General features: G+C 63.0%; 22 protein-coding genes. 14 read left to right on the top strand and 8 right to left on the bottom strand.

Annotated features, from left to right (window positions below; translation table 11 throughout):
• Positions 1-5: 5 nt before the first annotated feature.
• The gene (locus ACHEXL_RS10300) at positions 6-887 is read left to right on the top strand and encodes a cytochrome c oxidase subunit 3 (protein WP_416559327.1); all 882 of its coding nucleotides are present in this window, start codon (positions 6-8) and stop codon (positions 885-887) included.
• Positions 888-1,007: 120 nt separating this feature from the next.
• On the opposite strand, the gene ACHEXL_RS10295 is transcribed toward ACHEXL_RS10300, so the two are convergent.
• On the bottom strand, positions 1,008-1,241 hold the full coding sequence (locus tag ACHEXL_RS10295; protein WP_416559325.1) for a twin transmembrane helix small protein: 234 nt from the start codon (positions 1,239-1,241) through the stop codon (positions 1,008-1,010).
• A 14-nt stretch (positions 1,242-1,255) separates the two neighbouring features.
• On the opposite strand from ACHEXL_RS10295, the gene ACHEXL_RS10290 reads away from it, so the two are divergent.
• Genes ACHEXL_RS10290 through ACHEXL_RS10270 form a run of 5 tightly spaced genes read left to right on the top strand, consistent with a single transcriptional unit; the run spans position 1,256 to position 5,308 of the window.
• The gene (locus ACHEXL_RS10290; RefSeq protein WP_416559324.1) at positions 1,256-1,999 is read left to right on the top strand and encodes an SURF1 family protein; all 744 of its coding nucleotides are present in this window, start codon (positions 1,256-1,258) and stop codon (positions 1,997-1,999) included.
• Complete coding sequence (locus tag ACHEXL_RS10285) at positions 1,950-2,663, top strand: SCO family protein (protein ID WP_416559322.1); 714 nt, start codon at positions 1,950-1,952, stop codon at positions 2,661-2,663. The genes ACHEXL_RS10290 and ACHEXL_RS10285 overlap by 50 nt, the downstream gene beginning before the upstream one ends.
• A 3-nt stretch (positions 2,664-2,666) precedes the next feature.
• On the top strand, positions 2,667-3,797 hold the full coding sequence (locus tag ACHEXL_RS10280) for a COX15/CtaA family protein (protein ID WP_416559320.1): 1,131 nt from the start codon (positions 2,667-2,669) through the stop codon (positions 3,795-3,797).
• Positions 3,794-4,690, top strand: a complete 897-nt coding sequence (gene cyoE / locus ACHEXL_RS10275; protein WP_416559319.1) for a heme o synthase — start codon at positions 3,794-3,796, stop codon at positions 4,688-4,690. The genes ACHEXL_RS10280 and cyoE overlap by 4 nt, the downstream gene beginning before the upstream one ends.
• 9 nt (positions 4,691-4,699) lie before the next feature.
• Positions 4,700-5,308, top strand: a complete 609-nt coding sequence (locus ACHEXL_RS10270) for an SCO family protein (protein WP_416559317.1) — start codon at positions 4,700-4,702, stop codon at positions 5,306-5,308.
• Positions 5,309-5,365: 57 nt separating this feature from the next.
• Here ACHEXL_RS10270 and ACHEXL_RS10265 read toward each other — a convergent pair whose 3' ends face one another.
• The 3 genes from ACHEXL_RS10265 to ftsY form a co-directional block, all read right to left on the bottom strand.
• Positions 5,366-6,382, bottom strand: coding sequence for a Bug family tripartite tricarboxylate transporter substrate binding protein (locus ACHEXL_RS10265; RefSeq protein WP_416559316.1), 1,017 nt, complete (start codon positions 6,380-6,382; stop codon positions 5,366-5,368).
• Between the two features lie 105 nt (positions 6,383-6,487).
• Positions 6,488-7,420, bottom strand: coding sequence for an RNA polymerase sigma factor RpoH (gene rpoH / locus ACHEXL_RS10260; RefSeq protein WP_416559315.1), 933 nt, complete (start codon positions 7,418-7,420; stop codon positions 6,488-6,490).
• A gap of 152 nt (positions 7,421-7,572) precedes the next feature.
• Positions 7,573-8,592 carry a signal recognition particle-docking protein FtsY gene (gene ftsY, locus ACHEXL_RS10255; RefSeq protein ID WP_416559313.1) on the bottom strand — a complete coding sequence of 340 codons (1,020 nt, stop codon included), beginning with the start codon at positions 8,590-8,592 and terminating at the stop codon, positions 7,573-7,575.
• Between the two features lie 28 nt (positions 8,593-8,620).
• Here ftsY and ACHEXL_RS10250 point away from each other — a divergent pair, with 28 nt between their 5' ends.
• The 5 genes from ACHEXL_RS10250 (at position 8,621) to coaD (ending at position 13,281) form a co-directional block, all read left to right on the top strand.
• Positions 8,621-10,063, top strand: coding sequence for a M16 family metallopeptidase (locus ACHEXL_RS10250; protein ID WP_416559311.1), 1,443 nt, complete (start codon positions 8,621-8,623; stop codon positions 10,061-10,063).
• A 41-nt stretch (positions 10,064-10,104) separates the two neighbouring features.
• Entirely contained in the window at positions 10,105-11,475 is a 1,371-nt protein-coding gene (locus tag ACHEXL_RS10245; RefSeq protein WP_416561340.1) for a M16 family metallopeptidase, read from the top strand.
• 172 nt (positions 11,476-11,647) lie between these two features.
• Positions 11,648-11,935, top strand: a complete 288-nt coding sequence (locus tag ACHEXL_RS10240; protein ID WP_416559309.1) for a hypothetical protein — start codon at positions 11,648-11,650, stop codon at positions 11,933-11,935.
• A gap of 141 nt (positions 11,936-12,076) precedes the next feature.
• Complete coding sequence (rsmD, locus tag ACHEXL_RS10235; RefSeq protein ID WP_416559307.1) at positions 12,077-12,724, top strand: 16S rRNA (guanine(966)-N(2))-methyltransferase RsmD; 648 nt, start codon at positions 12,077-12,079, stop codon at positions 12,722-12,724.
• Positions 12,725-12,774: 50 nt separating this feature from the next.
• Positions 12,775-13,281 (top strand): pantetheine-phosphate adenylyltransferase, encoded by a 507-nt coding sequence (gene coaD, locus ACHEXL_RS10230; RefSeq protein WP_416559305.1) that lies wholly within the window; start codon positions 12,775-12,777, stop codon positions 13,279-13,281.
• A gap of 3 nt (positions 13,282-13,284) precedes the next feature.
• Here coaD and recJ read toward each other — a convergent pair whose 3' ends face one another.
• The 3 genes from recJ to ACHEXL_RS10215 are packed head-to-tail and all read right to left on the bottom strand — an operon-like array spanning position 13,285 to position 16,239.
• The gene (gene recJ, locus ACHEXL_RS10225) at positions 13,285-15,078 is read right to left on the bottom strand and encodes a single-stranded-DNA-specific exonuclease RecJ (protein WP_416559304.1); all 1,794 of its coding nucleotides are present in this window, start codon (positions 15,076-15,078) and stop codon (positions 13,285-13,287) included.
• A gap of 18 nt (positions 15,079-15,096) precedes the next feature.
• On the bottom strand, positions 15,097-16,056 hold the full coding sequence (locus ACHEXL_RS10220; protein WP_416559302.1) for a hypothetical protein: 960 nt from the start codon (positions 16,054-16,056) through the stop codon (positions 15,097-15,099).
• A 39-nt stretch (positions 16,057-16,095) separates the two neighbouring features.
• Complete coding sequence (locus ACHEXL_RS10215; RefSeq protein WP_416559300.1) at positions 16,096-16,239, bottom strand: hypothetical protein; 144 nt, start codon at positions 16,237-16,239, stop codon at positions 16,096-16,098.
• A 97-nt stretch (positions 16,240-16,336) separates the two neighbouring features.
• On the opposite strand from ACHEXL_RS10215, the gene ACHEXL_RS10210 reads away from it, so the two are divergent.
• The 3 genes from ACHEXL_RS10210 to ACHEXL_RS10200 all read left to right on the top strand — a co-directional run bounded on the left by ACHEXL_RS10210 (position 16,337) and on the right by ACHEXL_RS10200 (position 19,370).
• Complete coding sequence (locus ACHEXL_RS10210) at positions 16,337-17,533, top strand: MFS transporter (RefSeq protein ID WP_416559298.1); 1,197 nt, start codon at positions 16,337-16,339, stop codon at positions 17,531-17,533.
• Positions 17,534-17,554: 21 nt separating this feature from the next.
• Complete coding sequence (locus ACHEXL_RS10205; protein WP_416559297.1) at positions 17,555-18,022, top strand: CoA-binding protein; 468 nt, start codon at positions 17,555-17,557, stop codon at positions 18,020-18,022.
• A gap of 64 nt (positions 18,023-18,086) precedes the next feature.
• Positions 18,087-19,370, top strand: coding sequence for an O-acetylhomoserine aminocarboxypropyltransferase/cysteine synthase family protein (locus ACHEXL_RS10200; protein WP_416559296.1), 1,284 nt, complete (start codon positions 18,087-18,089; stop codon positions 19,368-19,370).
• A 70-nt stretch (positions 19,371-19,440) separates the two neighbouring features.
• Here the strand turns inward: ACHEXL_RS10200 and nhaA are convergent, their stop codons facing one another.
• The gene (gene nhaA / locus ACHEXL_RS10195) at positions 19,441-20,637 is read right to left on the bottom strand and encodes a Na+/H+ antiporter NhaA (RefSeq protein ID WP_416559295.1); all 1,197 of its coding nucleotides are present in this window, start codon (positions 20,635-20,637) and stop codon (positions 19,441-19,443) included.
• Positions 20,638-20,696: the final 59 nt, after the last annotated feature.

Here is a 20,696-nt window from a genome sequence, read left to right as displayed (position 1 = left end):
TCCCCATGAGTTCAGCAGCACACGGCAGCACGCCTTATTACTACGTTCCCCACGAGTCACGCCACCCGGTGATGGCGGCCATTGGCCTGTTCTTCCTGATTCTGGGTGCAGGGCAGTGGATCAACGGCTCCGAGTGGGGCATGTATTGCCTGTTTTTTGGCATGGCTTGGTGGCTCATCGTTTTGTACCAGTGGTTTTCGGAAGCTGTTCGTGAGAGCGAAGGCGGCATGTATGGGCACAAAATCGACTTGTCTTACCGCTGGAGCATGACCTGGTTCATTTTCTCGGAAGTCATGTTCTTCGGTGCGTTCTTCACGGCGCTGTGGTGGGCGCGTTCGCACTCGGTGCCTGCTCTGGGCAGTCTCGAAAACGCCCTGCTTTGGCCAGATTTCAAAGCCGCCTGGCCAAGCCTGGTGGCAGGCGCCACCACCTCGCCGGCTGGTATTGTTGAGCCCTTCCAGACCATGGGTCCTTTCTGGCTGCCCACGATCAACACGGCTTTGCTGCTGACATCGGGTGTGACCCTGACCATTGCCCACCACGCCATTCAGGTGGGTGATCGCAGCAAGACCATTAAATTCATGTGGTTGACGGTGTTGTTGGGTGTGACGTTCTTGTTTGTTCAGGGCTATGAATACGCCCACGCCTGGAGCGACTTGAACCTGAAACTGTCCTCTGGTATTTACGGCTCCACTTTTTACATGTTGACTGGTTTCCACGGCTTCCACGTGCTTGTCGGCATGTTGATGCTGTTGTTCATCACTTTGCGTTTGCAAAAAGGCCACTTCACCAAAGATCGTCACTTCGGCTTCGAGGGTGCGGCTTGGTACTGGCACTTCGTCGACGTGGTCTGGTTGGGCTTGTACATCTTGGTGTACTGGATGTGATCTTGCCGATGGCACAACAAAAAAGCGCCCAAGGGCGCTTTTTTGTTGTCGACTGGCTTGAGGCCGAATTTGCTTCAAATTCGGCTTAAACCTTCAGGTGGAAAAGCCAGGCTAAATGGATCAGGCACCAGCCGGTATGCCTGTGGGTTGGATCCAACCCATCTTCCAGGACACCAACACGCAAATGAAGAGGACAATCGAAAAGCCGACTCGAAAAGCCAGTGCAGTGGCCATGCTGCCTTTTTTGGGTGTTTGTCCATCGGATGGCGGAGCGCTGCCCCGCATCATGTACATCAGGGCAGAGCCCAAACTCAACAAAATGGCAATAAACGCAATGACGACCAGAATTTTCATGAACGCATTATCCAATGACTGAGAAAACCCCGGGCTGGCAAAGATGGCTGGTGCTTGGCATGGCGGTGCTGGGCGTGGCCGTGACTTTTTCTTTGGGTCTGTGGCAGCTGGGTCGGGCAGCCGAGAAAACCGCGCTGCAAGACGCCAGAACGCAGCAATCGGCCATGGCCGCGCTGGACGGCCGCAGCCTGGGCTCGGCATCGGGCGACGCAGCCTCACTTGCTGCGCTGATCCACAGGCGCATGGTGCTGACAGGGAGTTGGCTGCCCCAGCACACGGTGTACCTGGAGAACCGGCAAATGAACGGCAAGCCTGGCTTCTTTGTGCTGACCCCACTGCAAATCGAGGACACGGGCGCGGTGGTGCTGGTGCAGCGCGGCTGGGCGCAACGCTCATTCACCGACCGCACGGCATTGCCTCGCATTGAGACCCCACCCGGGCAGGTGGAGGTACCAGGGCATTTGGCCCCATGGCCATCAAGGCTCTATGACTTTGGCGGGGCCGAGCAAGGCCCGATACGGCAAAATCTAGACCAGCAAGCTTTTCGGCGTGAGACGGCGCTGCCTTTGCTCGAAGTCACCTTGCTGCAATCAGGTGCAGCGTCTGAAGGCTTGCTGCGCGAGTGGCCTGTGGTCGCCAGTGGTGTTGAAAAGCACCACGGATACGCTTTTCAATGGTTTGGCCTGAGTGGCCTGATCGCTCTACTTTATGTCTGGTTCCAAATTGTCCAACCCCGCCGCACAAAACGACCTGCCTGATAGCCCACTGGCCATGACCGTGCACGATATGCCGCGCCCGGGCGAAGTGGTGCAGGCCGATGCGCAACGCACGCGCATGGGCCGCTGGAAGATGATCGCCATGCTGCTGATCTGCGCTTCTCCGGTCATCGCTTCGTACTTCACCTACTACGTGGTGCGCCCGGAGGGACGCCGCAACTATGGCGAACTGATCCAGCCACAAAAAGACATGCCACAGGCTTCGGCCCAAAATCTGCAAGGCGAGGCGGTGCCCCTGGCCAGCCTGAAAGGCCAGTGGCTGCTGGTGAATGTGGGCTCGGGTGCGTGCGCCGAGCGTTGCCAGCAAAACCTGTATTTTCAGCGCCAGCTGCGCGAAATTTTGGGCCGTGACAAGGACCGCCTGGATCGTGTCTGGTTGATCACCGACGATGCCCCGGTGGCCGAGAGCTTGTTGCCGGCCTTGAACATGGCGCATGTGCTGCGCCTGGATGCAGCCACAGTACAAAGCTGGGTCAGCCCGGCCAAGGATCAGCAACTGCAGGACCACTTGTACGTGATCGACCCAATGGGCAATTTCATGATGCGTTTCCCCGCCAACATGGATGTGCCCAGTGCCTCGAAAGCCAAGCGTGATCTGGAGCGGCTGCTCAAAGCTTCATCGTCTTGGGACCAGGCGGGGCGCTGACACATGACCGAAGTGGACCTGTACAACCTGGCACCTGTTTTTCAGTTGATGGCCGTGGGCCTGGCCGTGGCAGCCTTGCCCCTGGCCTGGTGGTTCTGGCGACAGCGCAGCGCCACGCCAGCCAGTCGTTTGAAGGCCTTGACCCTGATCACCTTGTTCCTGACCTTCGATTTGGTGCTGTTTGGTGCTTTCACGCGCTTGACCGATTCCGGCCTGGGATGCCCCGATTGGCCAGGCTGCTATGGCAGCGCCACACCCCTCGGGGCCAAAACCGAAATCACGGCTGCGCAGACCGCCATGCCCACCGGGCCCGTGACGCACGGCAAGGCCTGGATCGAGATGGTGCACCGCTACCTCGCCACAGGCGTGGGGGTGTTGATCATGAGCCTGGCAGCCATGACATGGTGGCAGCGCCGCCACAGCCGCGTGCTCAGCCCCTGGTGGCCCACTTTCACACTGGTCTGGGTGTGTTTGCAAGGGGCGTTCGGGGCGCTCACGGTGACCATGAAGCTGTTTCCCGCCATCGTGACATTGCACCTGATGTTCGGCATCGGCTTGCTAGCCTTGCTGATGGCGCAGGCAGTGCGTTATGAAGGTGCCGCATCCCGACCCATCCCGTCGGCCTTGCGCACCGGTTTGTGGTGGGGCTTTGGCTTGCTGTGGCTACAAATCGCTCTGGGCGGCTGGGTCAGCACCAACTATGCGGTGCTGGCCTGTCCTGACTTTCCGACCTGCAACGGCCAGTGGGTGCCTGACATGAACTGGCAGGGCTTCAGCATCTGGCGTGAGCTGGGGCTCACGCCCGAGGGTCAGGTCCTGCCTTTTGTGGCCCTGTCAACCATTCATTTTGTGCACCGCTCGGCGGCCTGGCTGGTGTTGGCGCTGTTGCTGTGGTGTGGCTGGCGCTTGCGTCAGCAAACGAATTTGCAGACAGCAGGCCGGGTTTTGCTCGGCCTGTCGGCCCTGCAGTTCTTCACTGGCTTGAGCAATGTGGTGTTTGACTGGCCCCTGCTGGCCGCTGTGCTGCACACCGGGGGCGCTGCGGCGATGGTCGTCACGCTGACTTGGGTGCTCTCCATCAGTCGGGCCGATAATGCCTTGCGTTTTTCCAACCCATCTAGGCCTGCCGAATGACCGCCGCCACTGCCCGTTTGCCCCTGTCCGCCTGGCAACAGTATTACGCGTTGACCAAGCCCCGCGTGGTCCAGCTGATCGTCTTTTGTGCCTTGATCGGCATGGTACTGGCTGTGCCTGGTCTGCCCAGTTTCGCCGAATTGAAGCTCGGCCTGTGGGCTTGTATGGGGATTTGGCTGGTGGCGGGCGCGGCTGCGGCCTTCAACTGCCTGGTGGAAAAAACCATCGACGCCAAAATGAAGCGCACCGCCTGGCGACCCACTGCCAAGGGCGAATTGAGTGATCGGCAGGCCTTGCTGTTCTCGGCCGTGCTCTGCGCGGTGGGCTCGGCCGTGCTGTACGTGCTGGTCAACCCGCTGACCATGTGGCTCACCTTTGCCACCTTTGTGGGCTACGCCATCATTTACACGGTGATCCTGAAACCGCTCACGCCGCAAAACATCGTGATCGGCGGGGCCAGCGGGGCCATGCCGCCCGTGCTGGGCTGGGCGGCCATGACGGGCCAGGTCGGGCCCGAGGCGCTGATCCTGTTCCTCATCATCTTCCTGTGGACACCCCCACACTTCTGGGCGCTGGCGCTGTACCGGGTAGAGGACTACCGCAAGTCGGGCCTGCCCATGCTGCCGGTGACGCACGGCAACGAATTCACCCGTCTGCAGATTCTGCTGTACACCATCGTGCTGATGGCGTCCTGCCTGATGCCCTTTGTGTACGGCATGAGCTCCTGGCTGTACCTGGCCGCCGCGGTGGTGCTGAGCATCGGCTTCATCGGCTATGCGGTGGCTTTGTACCGCGAATATTCGGACGAGCTGGCTCGCAAGACTTTCCGTTTTTCGCTGATCCACCTGAGCGCCTTGTTTGCCGCTTTGTTGATCGATCACTACATTTTTTGAGACCCCAGCATGTTGCAACGCAGAGTTTTTTCACGCGCCGCCTTGGCTTTGGGGCTGGCTGCCGTGGTCGGTGGCCTGATGGGTTGCGGTCAGGACAAACCAGCCTTTCGCGCGGTGGACATCACCGGGGCCGACTACGCCCAAGGCTGGGAGTTGAGTGACCAAGACGGTCAGGTGCGCACCCTCAAGGATTTTGCTGGCAAAGCCGTGGTGGTGTTTTTTGGTTTCACCCAATGCCCAGATGTCTGCCCCACCGCCTTGCAGGAAATGGCGCAGGCCAAACAGTTGCTGGGGGCCGATGGGGCCAAGCTGCAGGGCATCTTCATCACGGTGGACCCTGAGCGCGACACACCGGAGTTGCTCAAGGCCTACATGGCCAATTTCGGGTCGGATTTTGTGGCCTTGCGCCCCACGCTGGAGCAGCTGCCCCAGGTGACCAAGGACTTCAAGATCTATTACAAAAAGGTCGAAGGCAAAACCCCCACCAGCTACACCATGGACCACTCGGCGGGCAGCTTCACCTTTGACCCACAAGGGCGCATTCGCCTGTACAACCGCCATGCCAGCGGCGCCGAAGCGCTGGCGGCCGATGTGAAGATCTTGCTCAGCGGCAAATGAGCCCAGGCTGCAGGGCCCGGAGCTGATCACACAGCTTCAGGTCCCGCTTCAGGCCCTTCAATTCAACTCGATTTTCTGGCTGCGGATGATGTCGCCCAGGGCTTTCGTGTCGGACTGAATGCGGTTGCGCAAACCTTCGGGCGACGAACCCACCACCTGCCAACCTTGCTGGAACAGCCGCGCACGCATCTCGGGCGCACGCACGATCTCACTGACCACGGCCGACAGCTTGCTGGCCATAGCCGCGGGCATCGAGGCTGGAGCGGCCACCGCGTTCCAGATTTCCAGCTGGTAATCCTTCACGCCGATTTCACTCAGACTGGGCACATCAGCAGCCAAGGGGCTGCGCCCGGTGCTTGACGTTCCGATAGCCCGCAATTTGCCGCCACGCACCTGGGCGGCTGCCATCGCGGGCGGCAGCAAGGCCAGTTGCACCTGGCCACCGATCATGGCGGTGATGATTTGCGGGTTGCCGGGGTAGGGCACATGCACGGGCGCAATGCCGGCTTTGGTTTTGAGCAGCTCCATGCCCAGGTGTGCCACCGTGCCCACGCCTGGCGAGGCATAGCTGAGTTGGTTGCCGGCTTTTTGGGCTTGGCTCAGCCACTCGGCGGCGGTTTGGCCCGGCGCGTTGGCCGGTACTGCGAGCACCAGCGGCGCTTTGCCGATCAGGCTGATGGGCGCCAAGTCTTTGAGCGGGTCATAAGGCACCTTGGGGTTCAGGATGCGGGCAATCGTCATGTTGCCGTTGATCATCAGGCCCAGGGTGTGGCCGTCGGTGGATTTGGCGACGAAGTCAGCCGCGATGTTGCCGCCCGCGCCCACTTTGTTCTCGACGATCACGTTTTGGCCCAGGGCTTTGGCCAGCGGTTCGGCCAAGGCGCGGGCTGTCAGGTCGGGGCTGGAGCCGGCCGGGAAGCCGACCACCAGGCGCACGGTTTGCGTGGGCCAAGTTGCTGTCGATGCGGTGGCCGATGGGCTTGCCCAAGTGGGCGTCAGCCCCAATGCCAAAGCAGCGCCAAGCGCTTGCGCCAAATGGCGGCGAGAAAAACCAAAGGGGGTGTGAACGGGCATGGCAGATTCCTTGAAAACAAAAACTGCAGCAACTTTAGCGCAGAGCAGTCGAAAATACCCGGTCAAAACCGGGTATCCGAATCAGGCGGCCCACAAGCATAGCGGTCAAGCGAACTCGACCAGCGCCTTTTTCATTTTCTTCATGGCCGCCACCTCGATCTGGCGGATGCGCTCGGCGCTCACGCCGTACTCATCGGCCAGGTCGTGCAGCGTCATACCGCCCGAGCCGTTGTCGTTCACCTTGAGCCAGCGTTCTTCCACGATGCGGCGGCTGCGCTCGTCCAGCACATTCAGCGCGGTCGCCAATCCATCGCTGGCCATCACATCGCGCTGGTGCGCTTCGATCATGGCGGTGGGCTCGTGGTTCACATCGGCCAGGTAGGCAATCGGGCCAAAAGCCTGTTCGCCGTCATCCGAGGGGGCCGGGTCCAGCAACACGTCGCCGCCAGACAGGCGCATTTCCATCTCCAGCACCTCCTCGCGCTTGACGTTCAGGCTGTGCGCCATCGAATCCACCTGGTCGGGCGTCAGGGTGTCGCGGTGCGTGCCTTCGTCGGCATCGGCTTTGTAGCCCTGCTTCATCGAGCGCAGGTTGAAAAACAGCTTGCGCTGGGCCTTGGTGGTGGCCACCTTGACCATGCGCCAGTTTTTGAGGATGTACTCGTGGATTTCGGCCTTGATCCAGTGCAGCGCGTAGCTGACCAAGCGCACGCCTTGCTCGGGGTCAAAGCGCTTGACCGCCTTCATCAAACCCACATTGCCTTCCTGGATCAGGTCGCCATGCGGCAGGCCGTAGCCCAGGTATTGGCGAGACACCGACACCACCAGGCGCAGGTGCGAGAGCACCAGCTTGCGGGCGGCTTCGAGGTCGTCGTTGGCTTTGAGTTGGCGGGCGGCTTCCTGCTCTTCCTCGAGGGTGAGCATGGGCATGCGGTTGACCGCAGAGATGTAGGCGTCGAGGTGGCCAAGCGAGGGCACGACCGCCCAGGGGTTGCTCAGCGTGATGGCTGTGGCGGGGGAACCAGTTTGAATGTTCATACCAGAACTCCTTTCAGAATACTGCAATATTAGCACTCTCTAGCTGTGAGTGCTAAAGCGAGCCCGACACCACATGGGTATCAGGGTTTTCCCTTAATATCAAGGCAATGATGCGCTCAAGGCGGGGCTGCGTCAGTGCGTTGCAGAACGCTTCAGCTCAAGAGCGCCTGGGCAAACTCGCGGGCGTTGAAGGTTTCCAGGTCTTCCAGTTTTTCGCCCACGCCGATGAAATACACCGGAATCGGCTTTTCCCGGGCGATGGCGCACAACACGCCGCCTTTGGCCGTGCCGTCCAGCTTGGTCACGATCAGGCCCGTCAGGCCCAGGGTCTCGTCAAAGGCCTTGACCTGGGCCAGGGCGTTTTGTCCGGTGTTGCCATCGATCACCAGCAGCACCTCGTGTGGGGCGGTGCCATCGGCCTTTTGCACCACGCGCTTGATCTTTTTCAGCTCTTCCATCAGGTGCAGTTGCGTCGGCAGACGCCCGGCGGTGTCCACCAGCACCACGTCGCGCCCCCGGGCGCGGCCAGCGCTCACCGCGTCAAAGCTCACGGCGGCCGGATCGCCCCCTTGTTGGCTGACGATCTCCACCGTGTTGCGGGTGGCCCAGACGGCCAGCTGCTCTTTGGCGGCGGCGCGGAAGGTGTCGGCGGCAGCCAGCAGCACGCTCAGGCCTTCGTCGGCCAGGTGCTTGGTCAGTTTGCCAATCGATGTGGTTTTACCCGCGCCGTTGACCCCCGCCACCATGATCACCGTTGGGTGGTGATCGCCAATGGTCAGGGGCTTTTGCAAGGGCTGCAGCAGGTCGGTGATGGCATCGGCCAGCAAGGTTTTGACCTGCGAAGGGTCGGTGGCCTTGCTGTCTTTCACGCGGTGCTTGAGGTCTTGCAGCAAATGCTCGGTCGCTTTGACCCCGCTATCGGCCATCAGCAGGGCGGTTTCCAGCTCTTCGTAGAGTTCGTCGTCGATGCGCGTGCCGGTGAAGACGGTGGTGATGCTGGAGCCGGTCTTGCGCAGCCCGGCCTTCAGGCGGTCCAGCCAGCCCTGGCGAGCGGCCGGGGCGGCGGTGGGCTCAACAGCCGTGACAGGGGCATCAACAGGAGCCGCCGCGACAGGCGCAGCGGCCGATTGGACCTCGGTGGGCGGGGATTTTTTTTTGAAGAAACTGAACATGGTGTGGATTTCAAGGATCATGCATTCTATGAAACTGAACTTTCTCTTGGGACTTTCGCTGGCTACCGCCTGCTTGGCCAGCAGCGGCAGTGTCTGGGCGCAGACACCTCAAGGCTTGAAGCAGACCCATGCCGCGCCCGGCCGGGCTGCAGCGGCCCAGGCCCACACCTTCACTTTGGCCAATGGCATGGCGTTGTGGGTCAAGCCCGACCGGCGCGCGCCCACCGCGGTGCACATGGTCTGGTTGCGTGCGGGTTCGATGGACGAGGTGGACGGCACCAGCGGCGTGGCCCATGTGCTGGAGCACATGCTGTTCAAAGGCACGCCCACCCTGGCTGTGGGGGAATTCTCGCGCCGCGTGGCCGCTTTGGGTGGGCGTGACAACGCGTTCACGTCCAAGGACTACACCGGCTACTTCCAGCAAATTCCGTCGAACCAGCTCGAAGCAGTGATGCGTCTGGAAGCCGACCGCTTTGCCAACAACCAATGGCCCGACGCCGAATTCGCCAAAGAACTGGAAGTGGTGAAAGAAGAGCGCCGGCTGCGCACCGAGGACAACCCGCGTGCCCAGTTGCACGAAATGTTGTCCGCGACCGCCTTGACCGCCTCGCCCTACCGCCGCCCCATCGTGGGCTGGATGAGCGATCTGGAAGCCATGACGGCGCAGGACGCTCGCGACTTCTACCGCAAGTGGTACACGCCAGCCAACGCGGTGGTTGTGGTCGCGGGCGATGTCGACCCGCTGCAGGTCAAGGCCTTGGCCGAGAAAACCTATGGCCTTATCCCGCCCCGCGCCGTGCCCGAGCGCAAACCCCGGGATGAGCCCGCGCAGCAAGGCCTGCGCCGTTTCGAATTCAAAGCGCCTGCCGAGCAGTCGTATGTGGCGCTGGCCTTCAAGGTGCCGAGCTTGGTGAGTCTTGCAGCTTCACCCGAGCATGACGATGCCCTGGCCTTGACGGTGCTGGCCGCTGTGCTCGATGGCTACAGTGGCGCCCGGCTGGAACGTGCCTTGACGCAAGGCGAGAACCGCCTGGCCGACAGTGTGGGGGCGCACAACGGTTTGATGGGTCGTGGCCCGCAGTTCTTTTACCTGGACGGCGTGCCCGCCGAAGGCCAAAGCCCCGAAGCCCTGGAAGCGGCCTTGCGTGCCCAGGTGCAGCGCGTGGCCACAGAAGGCGTGACCGAGGCCGAGTTGCAGCGCGTCAAGACCCAATGGGTAGCCAGTGAAATCTACAAGCTTGACTCGGTGTTCAACCAGGCCCGGGAATTGGGCGTGGCCTGGACACTGGGCCTGCCCCCCGACTACGGCGCGCAGTTGATCGCGCGTTTGCGGCAAGTCACCCCCGCCCAGGTGCAGGCTGTGGCGCAAAAATATTTTGGCGATGACAGCCTCACCGTTGCCACCTTGCGGCCCCAACCCCTCTCGGGCCAGCCCCGGGCACGCCGTGCCTTGCCGGGTGCCCGGCATTGAGACGCGTTCCAGTCATGAAAGTTCCTCACCCCATGTCCCCGATGCCCTCCCTGTTCAGGACCCCCAAGGCTTTGCTGCGGTCTGCCTTGGCGCTGACCTGCTGGGGCGCGTCCTGCTGGGCGCAAGCGGCCTTGCCCATCCAGCACTGGACCCAGCCCAGCGGTGCACGCGTGTACCTGGTCGAGAGCCACGCCATCCCCATGGTCGATGTGCAGATCGATCTGGATGCGGGCAGCCGCCGTGATCCTGCTGCGCAAGCCGGGCTGGCCTCGGTCATGGCCGGGCAAATGGCCAGTGGCATGCGGGCCCATCCCCAGGGCCAGGGGCCGTATCCGCAGGCCATGGATGAAAACCAGATCGGTGAAGCCTGGGCCGACCTGGGCGCCAGCTTTGGCGGCAGTGCGGGTGCAGACCGCATGAGCTTTGCCCTGCGCAGCCTGAGCTACCCCGACCTGCTCGATAAGGCCGTGGCCTTGGCGGCGCGGCAAATGGCGCATCCGGCTTTCCCCGAGGCCATGTGGGTGCGCGACCGCGAGCGCATGAGCGCGGCCATCCGCGAGTCGCTGACCAAACCGGCCACGCTGGTGCAGCACCGCTTTGCCTCGGCCGTCTACGGCACGCACCCTTACGGTTACCGCACCACCCCCGAGACCCTGTCGCGCATCGGTGTGCAGGACATGCAAAAGCTGCATGCCCAGTCGCTGCAGACCTGCCGTGCATCGGTGAGCGTGGTGGGCGCACTCACCCGGGCGCAGACCGATGTGCTGGTCACCCGTTTGCTGGCCTTGTGGCCGAACAAGGCGGCGTGCAAGCCCTTGCCCGCTGTGCCCGAAGTGGCGGCTTTGACCCAGGCGCAAAGCCTGACCGTGCCCTTTGATTCGGCCCAGGCCCATGTCCTGATCGGGCAGCCCGGCTACCCACGCAGCGACCCCGACTTCTTTGCACTGCTGGTGGGCAACCACATTCTGGGCGGTGGGGGCTTTGTGTCGCGCCTGACCGAGCAAGTGCGCGAAAAGCGGGGTCTGTCCTACAGCGTGTACAGCTACTTTTCACCCGGTTTGCATGCGGGGGCTTTCACCGTGGGTCTGCAAACCCGCCCGGATCAAGCCGCTCAAGCGGTCGCGGTGGCACAGGAGGTGGTGCAAACCTTTGTGCGCGAAGGCCCCACCGAGGCCGAGTTGCAGGCTGCCAAATCCAATCTGGTGGGTGGCTTTGCACTGCGCATTGACAGCAACCGCAAGCTGCTGGACAACGTGGCCAACATCGCCTGGAACCGTTTGCCGCTCACTTACCTGGACACCTGGACCCAGCAAGTCGAGCGTGTGAGCCTGAGTGATGTGCGCCGCGCCATGTCGCGGGTCTTGCAGCCCGAGCGCATGGTCACGGTGGTGGTCGGTGCCCCGTCGTCTTGATCTGTTGAACGGCGGTTGCGAAATTCCTGGGGATGACTTGTCAGGCTGCGCAGGCAAACACATGGCGTTACAACTGCGGTGCTGCATGGGTCATCAGAACCCTGTGCGGCCGCGTTGAAGTTGCAAGTCCAGCAAGGTGTTGGACTTGCAACCTGAACCAAGGATCTTTCAAATGAACAAGCTGCTCGCCACCCTCGTCGCCGGTTTCTTTGCTGTTGGCGCATTCGCCCAAGCCCCTGCTGCGGCGCCCGCTGCAGCTGTGGCTGCCCCTGCCGTGGCAGTGGCCACCGCCAAAACAGAGGCCAAAGATGCCAAGGCCGCTTTGAAAGCCGATGCCAAAGCCGAGAAAAAGGCCACCTCCAAGGCAGACAAGAAAGCGGCCCAAGCTGCAGCCAAAGCCGATGCGTCGGTGGTGAAGGCGGAAGCCAAAGTGGACGCCAAAGTCGCTCAGCCCAAGTGAGCGCCATGGCCAGGCTTCTGGCCTGGCCAGCGTAGATGAAAAAAACCAGCGCTTCGCTGGTTTTTTTCTGTCGGCGCCTCAAGCCCGAGCAGGGGTCGCATGTCCCGGGGCTCGTCGTCTTGGCCTTTACACTTGCGGGCTATGCCTTCACCCTCTTCTTCACGCCAGTCGGCCAGCGGCAGTTCCCGCCAAGCCGACGCCAAAAAGCCTCAGTACCGAGCGCCCAAAGGCCCGCCTTCGCAAGAGATCCGCATCATTGGCGGGCAATGGCGCCGCACCCGGCTGAAGGTGATCGACAAACCCGGCCTGCGCCCCACACCCGACCGTGTGCGCGAAACCTTGTTCAACTGGCTGGGCCAGGACCTGAGCGGTTGGCGCTGTGTGGATGCGTTTGCAGGCACAGGCGTGTTGGGTCTCGAAGCCGCCTCGCGTGGCGCAGCCCATGTGTTGATGGTCGAGCAAGATGCTGTGCTGGTGCGCGACTTGCAGGACAACGCCACGCGGCTCAAAGCCAGCATGGTCAGCGTGCAGCGCGGTGACGCTGTGACCGCCTTGGGCCGTTTGCCTGCGGGCAGCGTGGACCTGGTGTTTCTGGACCCGCCTTTTGACGGACCCTGGTTTGAACCTGCGCTCAAAGCAGCGGCCAAAGCGGTGCCTGTGGGTGGCTGGATTTATCTGGAAGCGCCTGTGGCCTGGAGCGCTGAGGCCTTGGACGCTTGGGGGTTGCACTGTGAGCGCCACCTCAAAGCAGGGGCCGTGCATGCCCATTTGTTGCAACGCACCGCATAATTTGTCGGACAAGCCATTCAAGCCCGCCCCCGCTTTTCAAGGACCCCACCATGAGCCGATCTGCCAACGCTGCTGTCACCGCCGTGTACTCCGGCACCTTTGATCCGCTCACCCTGGGGCACGAAGACGCAATCCGCCGTGCCGCCAAATTGTTCGACCAGGTCATCATTGCGGTGGCGGTGGCGCACCACAAAAAAACCCTGTTCAGCCTGGACGAGCGCGTGGCCTTGGCGCAAGCCGCCTTGGCCGATTGCCCCAACGTGAAGGTGCTGCCCTTTGACGGTCTGATTGTGGAATTTGTGCGGGCGCAAAACGCCCAGGTCATCGTGCGCGGCCTGCGCTCGGTGACCGACTACGACTACGAAACGCAAATGTCGGGCATGAACCGCCACTTGGCTCCCGAGGTGGACACGGTGTTTTTGCATACCAGCGCGGGCGTGCAGCACATCAGCAGCACCTTGGTGCGCGAAATCGCCAAGCTCGGCGGTGATGTTTCGGGCCTGGTGTCTGGCCCCGTGCTCAACGCCTTGCAGGGCAAAGTCGCGACCAAGCACTGAAACTCAAAGCTCCGCACCTTCCACCAAAAAGCGCACCCGCTTTTGGCCCTGCCACTCGTCGGCGTCGAGCCGATAGGCCAGTTTCACTTTTGAGGGCAAAGGCTCGGTGCGGCCAAACCAGATGCCGTCGACCGGCTGGCCCTGGTGCTTCATCTTGAGCGACAGGTGTTTTTCGCCCACCAAGCGTTGCGACAAGATCTCGATCTCTTCGCAGAACACGGGTGGCGCAAAGCCCTGGCCCCAGACCTCGTGGTGCAGCATGTCCACCAAATCCACCCGGTGGTATTCGGCGGGCAGCGGGCCGTCGGTTTCCAGGCGGCGTTGCAGCGTGGCCGCGTCCAGCCATTCCATGGCCACCTGGTTCAGCGTTTCCTCGAACACATCCAGATGCTCTTCGGCAATAGTGCAGCCCGCCGCCATGGCGTGGCCGCCGAAGCGCAGCAGCACGCCCGGGGCGCGTTTGGCCACCAGGTCGAGCGCGTCGCGCAAATGAAAGCCCGCAATCGAGCGGCCTGAGCCTTTGAGTTCGTGCTCTTTGCCCGGGGCGCTGCTGGCCGCAAACACAAAGGTGGGGCGGTGCAGCTTGTCCTTGATGCGCGAGGCCACGATGCCCACCACGCCTTCGTGAAAGTCCGGATCGAACACGCAAATGGCAGGCGGCGGCTCGTCGCCCTCGTCAAACAAGGACTCGGCCATTTCCATCGCCATCTCGCGCATGTCGCCTTCGATCACGCGGCGTTCGCGGTTGATCGCGTCCAGCTGTTTGGCCAGCTCGTCGGCGCGGCCTGCGTCGTCGGTCAGCAGGCACTCGATGCCGAGTGTCATGTCGGCCAAGCGGCCTGCCGCGTTGATGCGCGGCCCCAGGGCAAAGCCAAAGTCAAAGGTCGTGGCCCTGGCGGTTTCGCGGCTGGCCGCCCGCATGAGCGCGGCCATGCCTGGGGGCAGGGCACCCGCACGCACGCGGCGCAGGCCTTGCGCCACCAGGCGACGGTTGTTGGCGTCGAGCTTGACCACGTCGGCCACGGTGCCCAAAGCCACCAAGGGCAGCAGGGCGTCGAGGCGCGGCTGAGGACGTGCCCCCACGCTCCCCACTTCGTGTGGTTCGCTGCCCCCCGAGGGGGTGCTCGCCAGCTTGGGGCGGCCCGGCGCTGGCTCGGTTGCATCAAACACGCCGCGCTGGCGCAGCTCGGCCCGCAGGGCCAGCAGCACGTAAAACATCACGCCCACGCCTGCGATGGACTTGCTGGCAAAGCCGCAACCGGGCTGGTTGGGGTTGACGATGACTTCGGCGCTGGGCAGTTCGCTGCCGGGCAAATGGTGGTCGGTCACCAGCACCTGCAGGCCCAGCGCTTGCGCCGCCTGCACGCCCGCCACGCTGGCGATGCCGTTGTCCACGGTGATCAGCACATCCGCGCCTTGCGCGTGCACACGCTCGGCAATGGGTGGGGTCAGGCCGTAGCCGTCGACCACGCGGTCGGGCACCAGATAGCTCACGTTGCGCGCCCCCAGCATGCGCAGGCCACGTACGCCCACGGCGCAGGCGGTCGCGCCGTCGCAGTCGTAATCGGCCACGATGCACAGGCGCTTGTTTTGCGCGATGGCGTCGGCCAGCAGCTTGGCCGCTTCCGTGGTGCCCAGCATGCCCGCCGGGGGCAGCAACAGGTTCAGCGCGTCGTCGAGTTCGTCTTTGGACTGCACGCCACGGGCGGCGTACAGGCGGGCCAGCAGGGGGTGGATGCCCGCTTGTTCCAGCGCCCAGGCGCTGCGGGGGGGCACATCTCGGGTGAGCAAATTCATGGGGCGATTCAGGGATGTTCAGGAGGTGATGAGGGCTTGGAGTGCCGCTGCAGGAGAGGGTTTGTTGAACAGCCGGGTTAATGTGCGAGTGGTGCGCTGGTACCAAGCGGCAGGTGCAGCGGTGTATGTGTGGGCTGTGTGCTCACTGCACAGGCTGAGCGTGCCTTGGCCCGTGGCCTTGACGTGTTGCAACAGGTCGGCCACGGCCGTGGCATCGAGTTGCTGCCAGGCTTGCTGCCAAGCCTGCACGTCGCCATGCAAAGCACTGCTGCGCAAGGCGTGCGACAAAGTCACGGCCTGTCCAGCGGCGGCTGTGTGCTCGGGCAGCATGCCCGCGCCGTGCAGCCAGAAGGCGTTCACGGTGTACTGCCGCTTGGCTTCTCGGGCATCGTTGACCGGATGGTTGTAGAGCAGCATTTGCATCTCGCTTTGCAGGCGCTGCAAGGGGCGGGCTGTCGGATGATCTGGCATCCAGGGCTTCACGTTCTGACCAATCACCCGGTCCAGCGAGGCGGTGGGCACGTCGGCCAGCAGCGCCCCTTGGACATGCCAGAGCAAGGCGCTGTGCCAGGTGACGTGCAGGCCGTCTTCCTGCAAGAACGGTTGCATGGCTTGCAGCAGTTGCTGCGATTCATCGTCAGACAGGTGCAAATGCGCCGGGTCGGCCATGACCACCTCGTCCATGCCGATTTGCCAATGGCAGGGCGTCATCCAGGCTTGGGGGGCGGTGCTGTGCGTGCCTTGCTGCGCCTGGTGCCAAGCGGCCCAGGGCAAGGTGTCGGCATCCGGTGACCAGCCCAGGGCTTGGGCTTGCAGGCGTTCGTGCGGCAGGTGCCAGGGGGTGGGGCGGCGGTCTTGCAACACCTGCTGGCGCTGCAGTTGGCCCAGCAGGGTTTGCAGCTTGGGCAACTGCAAACCGGCCCAGACCTCGGGGCCGGTGAAGGCCTGGCTGGCCGCATAAGGAATGATCAGGTGCATGGGGTGGGATTGTCGCAGGCCCCCAAACCTGGGGTGGCTTCAGTGGACGTTCATGCCGTAGACCACGGCCAAAGCGATGGCGAAAATGGCGGCCCAGATCGGGCGGTTGTGCTTTTCGATGAATTTGAGCACCACGTCTTCCAGGCTTTTGGATTCGTGCGGGGGGCGAGGGTCCTGTGTCATGGCTGCGCGCTCCAGCGTTGGGGTGAGCCATTATGGACAGACCGGCCGATCTCTTGAAGGCACAATGGCCAACACCTTTGAAAAGTACGGAGACCGCATGAAAGAGACCCCCTATGCCTGGGTGGTGGTTTGGGCCACTTTTGCTTGCCTGGCGCTGATCTTTGGGGTGTCGTACTCGTTTGCGGCGTTTTTTGAGTCGTTTGCGGCCGAGTTCTCGGCGCAGCGGGCCGATGTGTCCTGGATTTTTGGCCTGTCGGGCTTTGTGTACTTTGTGCTGGGCGCGGGCGGCGGCATGCTGGCCGACCGCTTCGGGCCGCGCATCGTCTGCTCGGCGGGCATGGCACTCATCGCGCTGGGCCTGCTGGCCACCAGCTGGGCCTCGTCCTTGCTGGCGGTGTATGTCAGCTACGGCTTGCTGGTGGGCCTGGGCATTGCGCTGGTGTACACGCCGTCGATTGCCAGCGTGCAGCCCTGGTTCACCACCCGGCGCGGCTTGGCCGGGGGCATCGCCAGCTCGGGCGTGGGCGCGGGCACCTTGCTGGTGCCGGTGCTGGTGGCCATGGCGATTGGCCCCATGCCCTGGCGCGAGGCCATGCAGCTGCTGGCCTTGGCCGTGTTGGTGCTGGGCTTGTTGGCGGCGGGTTTGCTGCGCCGCGCCCCTGCCACGCAAGCCGCCCCCGGTATGCCCAGTGCGGGGGGCCCGGCCTCCGGTCTGTCTTTGCGCGAGACTTTGCGCAGCCCCACCTTCCGCTGGCTGTACCTGGCCACCGTACTGGCCTCGCCCGTGATGTTCATTCCTTTTGCGCATGTGTCCGCCTCGGCGCGGGATCTGGGACTGGGCGAAGCCTTTGCGGTGGGCTTGGTGGGTTTGATTGGCGTGGGCAGTCTGGTCGGGCGCTTTGCCATTGGCCTGCTGGCTGACCGGCTGGGCCGGGCGCAAACGCTGGTGTTGATGCAACTGTCCATGGGCGCGTCATATCTGCTGTGGGGCGCGGCGGGCGGGCAGGCCATGCTGGTGTTGTTTGCCCTGTGGTTTGGCCTGAGTTATGGCTCCATCGTGTCGCTCTTGCCTGCTATTTGCATGGATTATTTTGGCGGCCGTTCGGTGGCCAGCGTGGTGGGCACGCTCTACAGCGGCGCGGCCCTGGGCAATTTGCTGGGCCCTGTGTTGGCCGGGGCAGCCTTTGATTTCAGTGGGCACTACCTGGGCGTGATGGCCGTGTGCGGCGTGCTGTCGCTGATGGCCACCTGGGCCTCACGGCAAATGAAACGCTGCGGCCAAGCGCGGTATTGATTTTTGAGAAAGAAGCACCTGATGCACAACGATTTGCACGCGCTGCGGCGCATCCTCAAAAGTTGCCCCACCATCGCGGTGGTGGGCCTGTCGGCCGAATGGCATCGACCCAGCTATTTCGCGGCCAAGTACATGCAGTCGCACGGCTTCAAGATCGTGCCGGTGAATCCGCGCTATGCGGGCCAGAAAGTCTTGGGCGAGACCTGTTACGCCAGCCTGGCCGACATCCCCTTCCAGGTGGACATGGTTGAAGTGTTTCGCCGCAGCGACGACGTGCTGCCCATTGCCGAGCAAGCGGTGCAGATCGGCGCCAAGTGTCTTTGGCAGCAGCTGGGCGTGGCGAACGCGCAGGCTGACACCCTGGCCCGGCAGGTGGGTATGGATTCGGTGACCAACCGCTGCGTCAAGATCGAGCACTCCCGGCTGTTTGGCGGCCTGAACTGGGTGGGCGTGAACACCGGCATCATCTCGGCGCGGCGTCTGGTGTGAGGCCAGCCATCGCCCACGGGGGTGGGCGCCTAACCATTCAAGCCAACTTTTCAGACCGAACACCATGACCGACCGCCAATTCCACCCCGAGACCCTGGCCATCCACGCCGGGCAAATCCCCGATGCCACCACGGGCGCACGCGCCCTCCCGATCTACCAAACCAGCAGCTTTGTGTTTGACAGCGCCGAGCATGCCGCATCGCTCTTCAATCTGCAGACCTTTGGCAATGTGTACTCGCGCTTGAGCAACCCCACGGTGGCGGTGCTCGAAGAACGTGTGGCCGCGCTCGAGGGCGGGCGTGCGGCGGTGGCCAGTGCCTCGGGCATGGCGGCCGAAACCATGGCGCTGATGACCATCTTGCAGTCAGGCGACCATGTGGTCGCGGCCGGGGCCTTGTACGGTGGCTCGGTGACCCTGCTGGCCACCAGCCTGGCCAAGTTCGGCATCGAAACCACCTTTGTGGACGCGACAAAGCCCGAAGCCTTTGCCGCCGCCATGCGCCCCAACACCCGGGCGGTGTATGCCGAGAGTCTGGGCAACCCAAGCATGGTGGTGCTGGACATTGCGGCCGTGGCCGAGGTGGCCCATGCGCACGGCGTGCCGCTCATCATCGACAACACCGTGCCCAGCCCGCTGCTGTGCAACCCGCTGGCGCTGGGCGCGGACATCGTGGTGCATTCGGCCACCAAATACCTGGCGGGCCACGGCACCACGCTGGGCGGCGTGGTGGTCGAGGGCGGCAAATTTCCCTGGGACAACGGCAAATTTCCGGGCATGACCGAGCCCTCGCAGGGTTACCACGGCGTTAAGTTTTACGAGACCTTTGGCGACTTCGGTTTCACCATGCGCTGCCGCATGGAAAGCCTGCGCGTGTTTGGCGCATCGCTCAGCCCGATGAGTGCCTGGCAAATTTTGCAAGGCGTTGAGACCCTGCCGCTGCGCATGAGCAAGCACTGCGACAACGCTTTGGGTGTGGCGAAGTTTTTGCAGGCCGACCCGCGCGTGGCCTGGGTCAACTACCCCGGCTTGAGTGACCACCCACAGCACGCCCTGATGCAGCGGCAGATGCGCGGCGCTTCGGGCCTGTTGTCGTTCGGCGTGAAAGGCGGCTTGGCGCAGGGCGTGAAATTCATCGAGTCGGCGCAGTTCATGAGCCACCTGGTCAACATCGGCGACACCCGCACCCTGATCAGCCACCCGGCCAGCACCACGCACCGCCAGCTCGACGAAGCCCAGCAACTGGCCGCAGGCGTGCCGCCCGACATGGTGCGCATTTCGGTGGGCCTGGAAAATCTGGACGACATCCTGTGGGACATCGACCAGGCGCTGGACAAGGCCAGCCGCTGAAAGTCCATGTCGGGGCTGAAGCTGCTGATCTGCGAAAACCACAGGCCTTGTTTAAGTGACCGGTCTGATTTCAGGCCTTGGGCCCGCAGTGTGAACGTGAGGCCATCCACAGCAGCAGAGTACCCAGCAAGCCTGCAACAACCGAGCCACCCAACACCCCCAGTTTGAGCTGGAGTTCAAACTGTGGCCCGAGCCCGGCAAAAGCCAAACCGCCAATGAACAAACTCATGGTGAAACCGATGCCGCACAACACGCTCACCCCCAACAGTTGCAGGGTTGACGCATCGGCCGGCGCTTGGGTCAGGCCGCTGCGGATCATCAGGTGGGCCACACCAAACACCCCGATGGCCTTGCCGGCTATCAGACCCAGGCCGATGCCCAGTGGCACAGGTGACATCAAGGTGCTGAAGCTGACTCCGTCCAGCACCACGCCCGCATTGGTGAAAGCAAACATCGGCAAGACCCCAAAGGCCACCCAAGGGTGCAGGCCGTGTTCGATGCTGGCCAGAGGTGATTGGCCACGCGCATCGCGCATGGGGATGGCCAGCGCCGTGATGACCCCGGCCAGCGTGGCGTGGACCCCGGACTTGAGCACGCACACCCACATCAACAGGCCCACCACGATGTAAACATCGACCCGGGTGATGCGCAGGCGGTTTAGCACGAAGAGCACTGCGCCAGACATCAGTGCGCCCGCCAGCATGGGCCAGGACAAGTTGGCGGTGTAGAACAGCGCAATGACAACGATCGCGCCCAGGTCGTCGATGATGGCCACGGCGGTCAGAAACACCTTGAGCGACAAGGGCACCCGCGAGCCCAGCAAGGCGACGATGCCCAAAGCAAAAGCAATGTCGGTGGCCGCCGGAATGGCCCAGCCGCGCAAAGCCGTGCTGTCCCCCCAATTGATGGCGGTGTAAATCAGTGCGGGCATGAGCATGCCCCCCAGTGCCGCCACAGCGGGCAGCAACAGCTGGCCTGGCCCTGAGAGCTCGCCTTCCAGGAACTCCCGTTTGATCTCCAGCCCCACCAAAAAGAAGAAGACCGCCATCCAAAGGTCATTGACCCACACAACCAGAGGCTTGGACAGCACCAAGGCCTGATCGCCAATGAGCACCTGGCCGGGGATGCTCAGAAAAAACTGGTACCAGGCCCCCCAGGGCGAATTGCTGACCAGCAAAGCCGCCAAGGCAGCCAAGGCCAGGACAATGCCTGGGGCGGACTCTTGGGCAAAAAAGCGTGCAACAGCGGAGTTTGGAGGGGTTGTCATCGGGCCATTGTGCTCAACGGTGGCTGCCCGTTCAGATTTCACGGCCCCCCGGTGGGGGC

Source organism: Limnohabitans sp. YIMB22184 (assembly GCF_048020265.1).
Taxonomy (GTDB): domain Bacteria; phylum Pseudomonadota; class Gammaproteobacteria; order Burkholderiales; family Burkholderiaceae_C; genus Limnohabitans_A.
The sequence above is the reverse complement of the archived record's forward strand: the minus strand, read 5'-3'. Positions and strand labels throughout refer to the sequence as shown.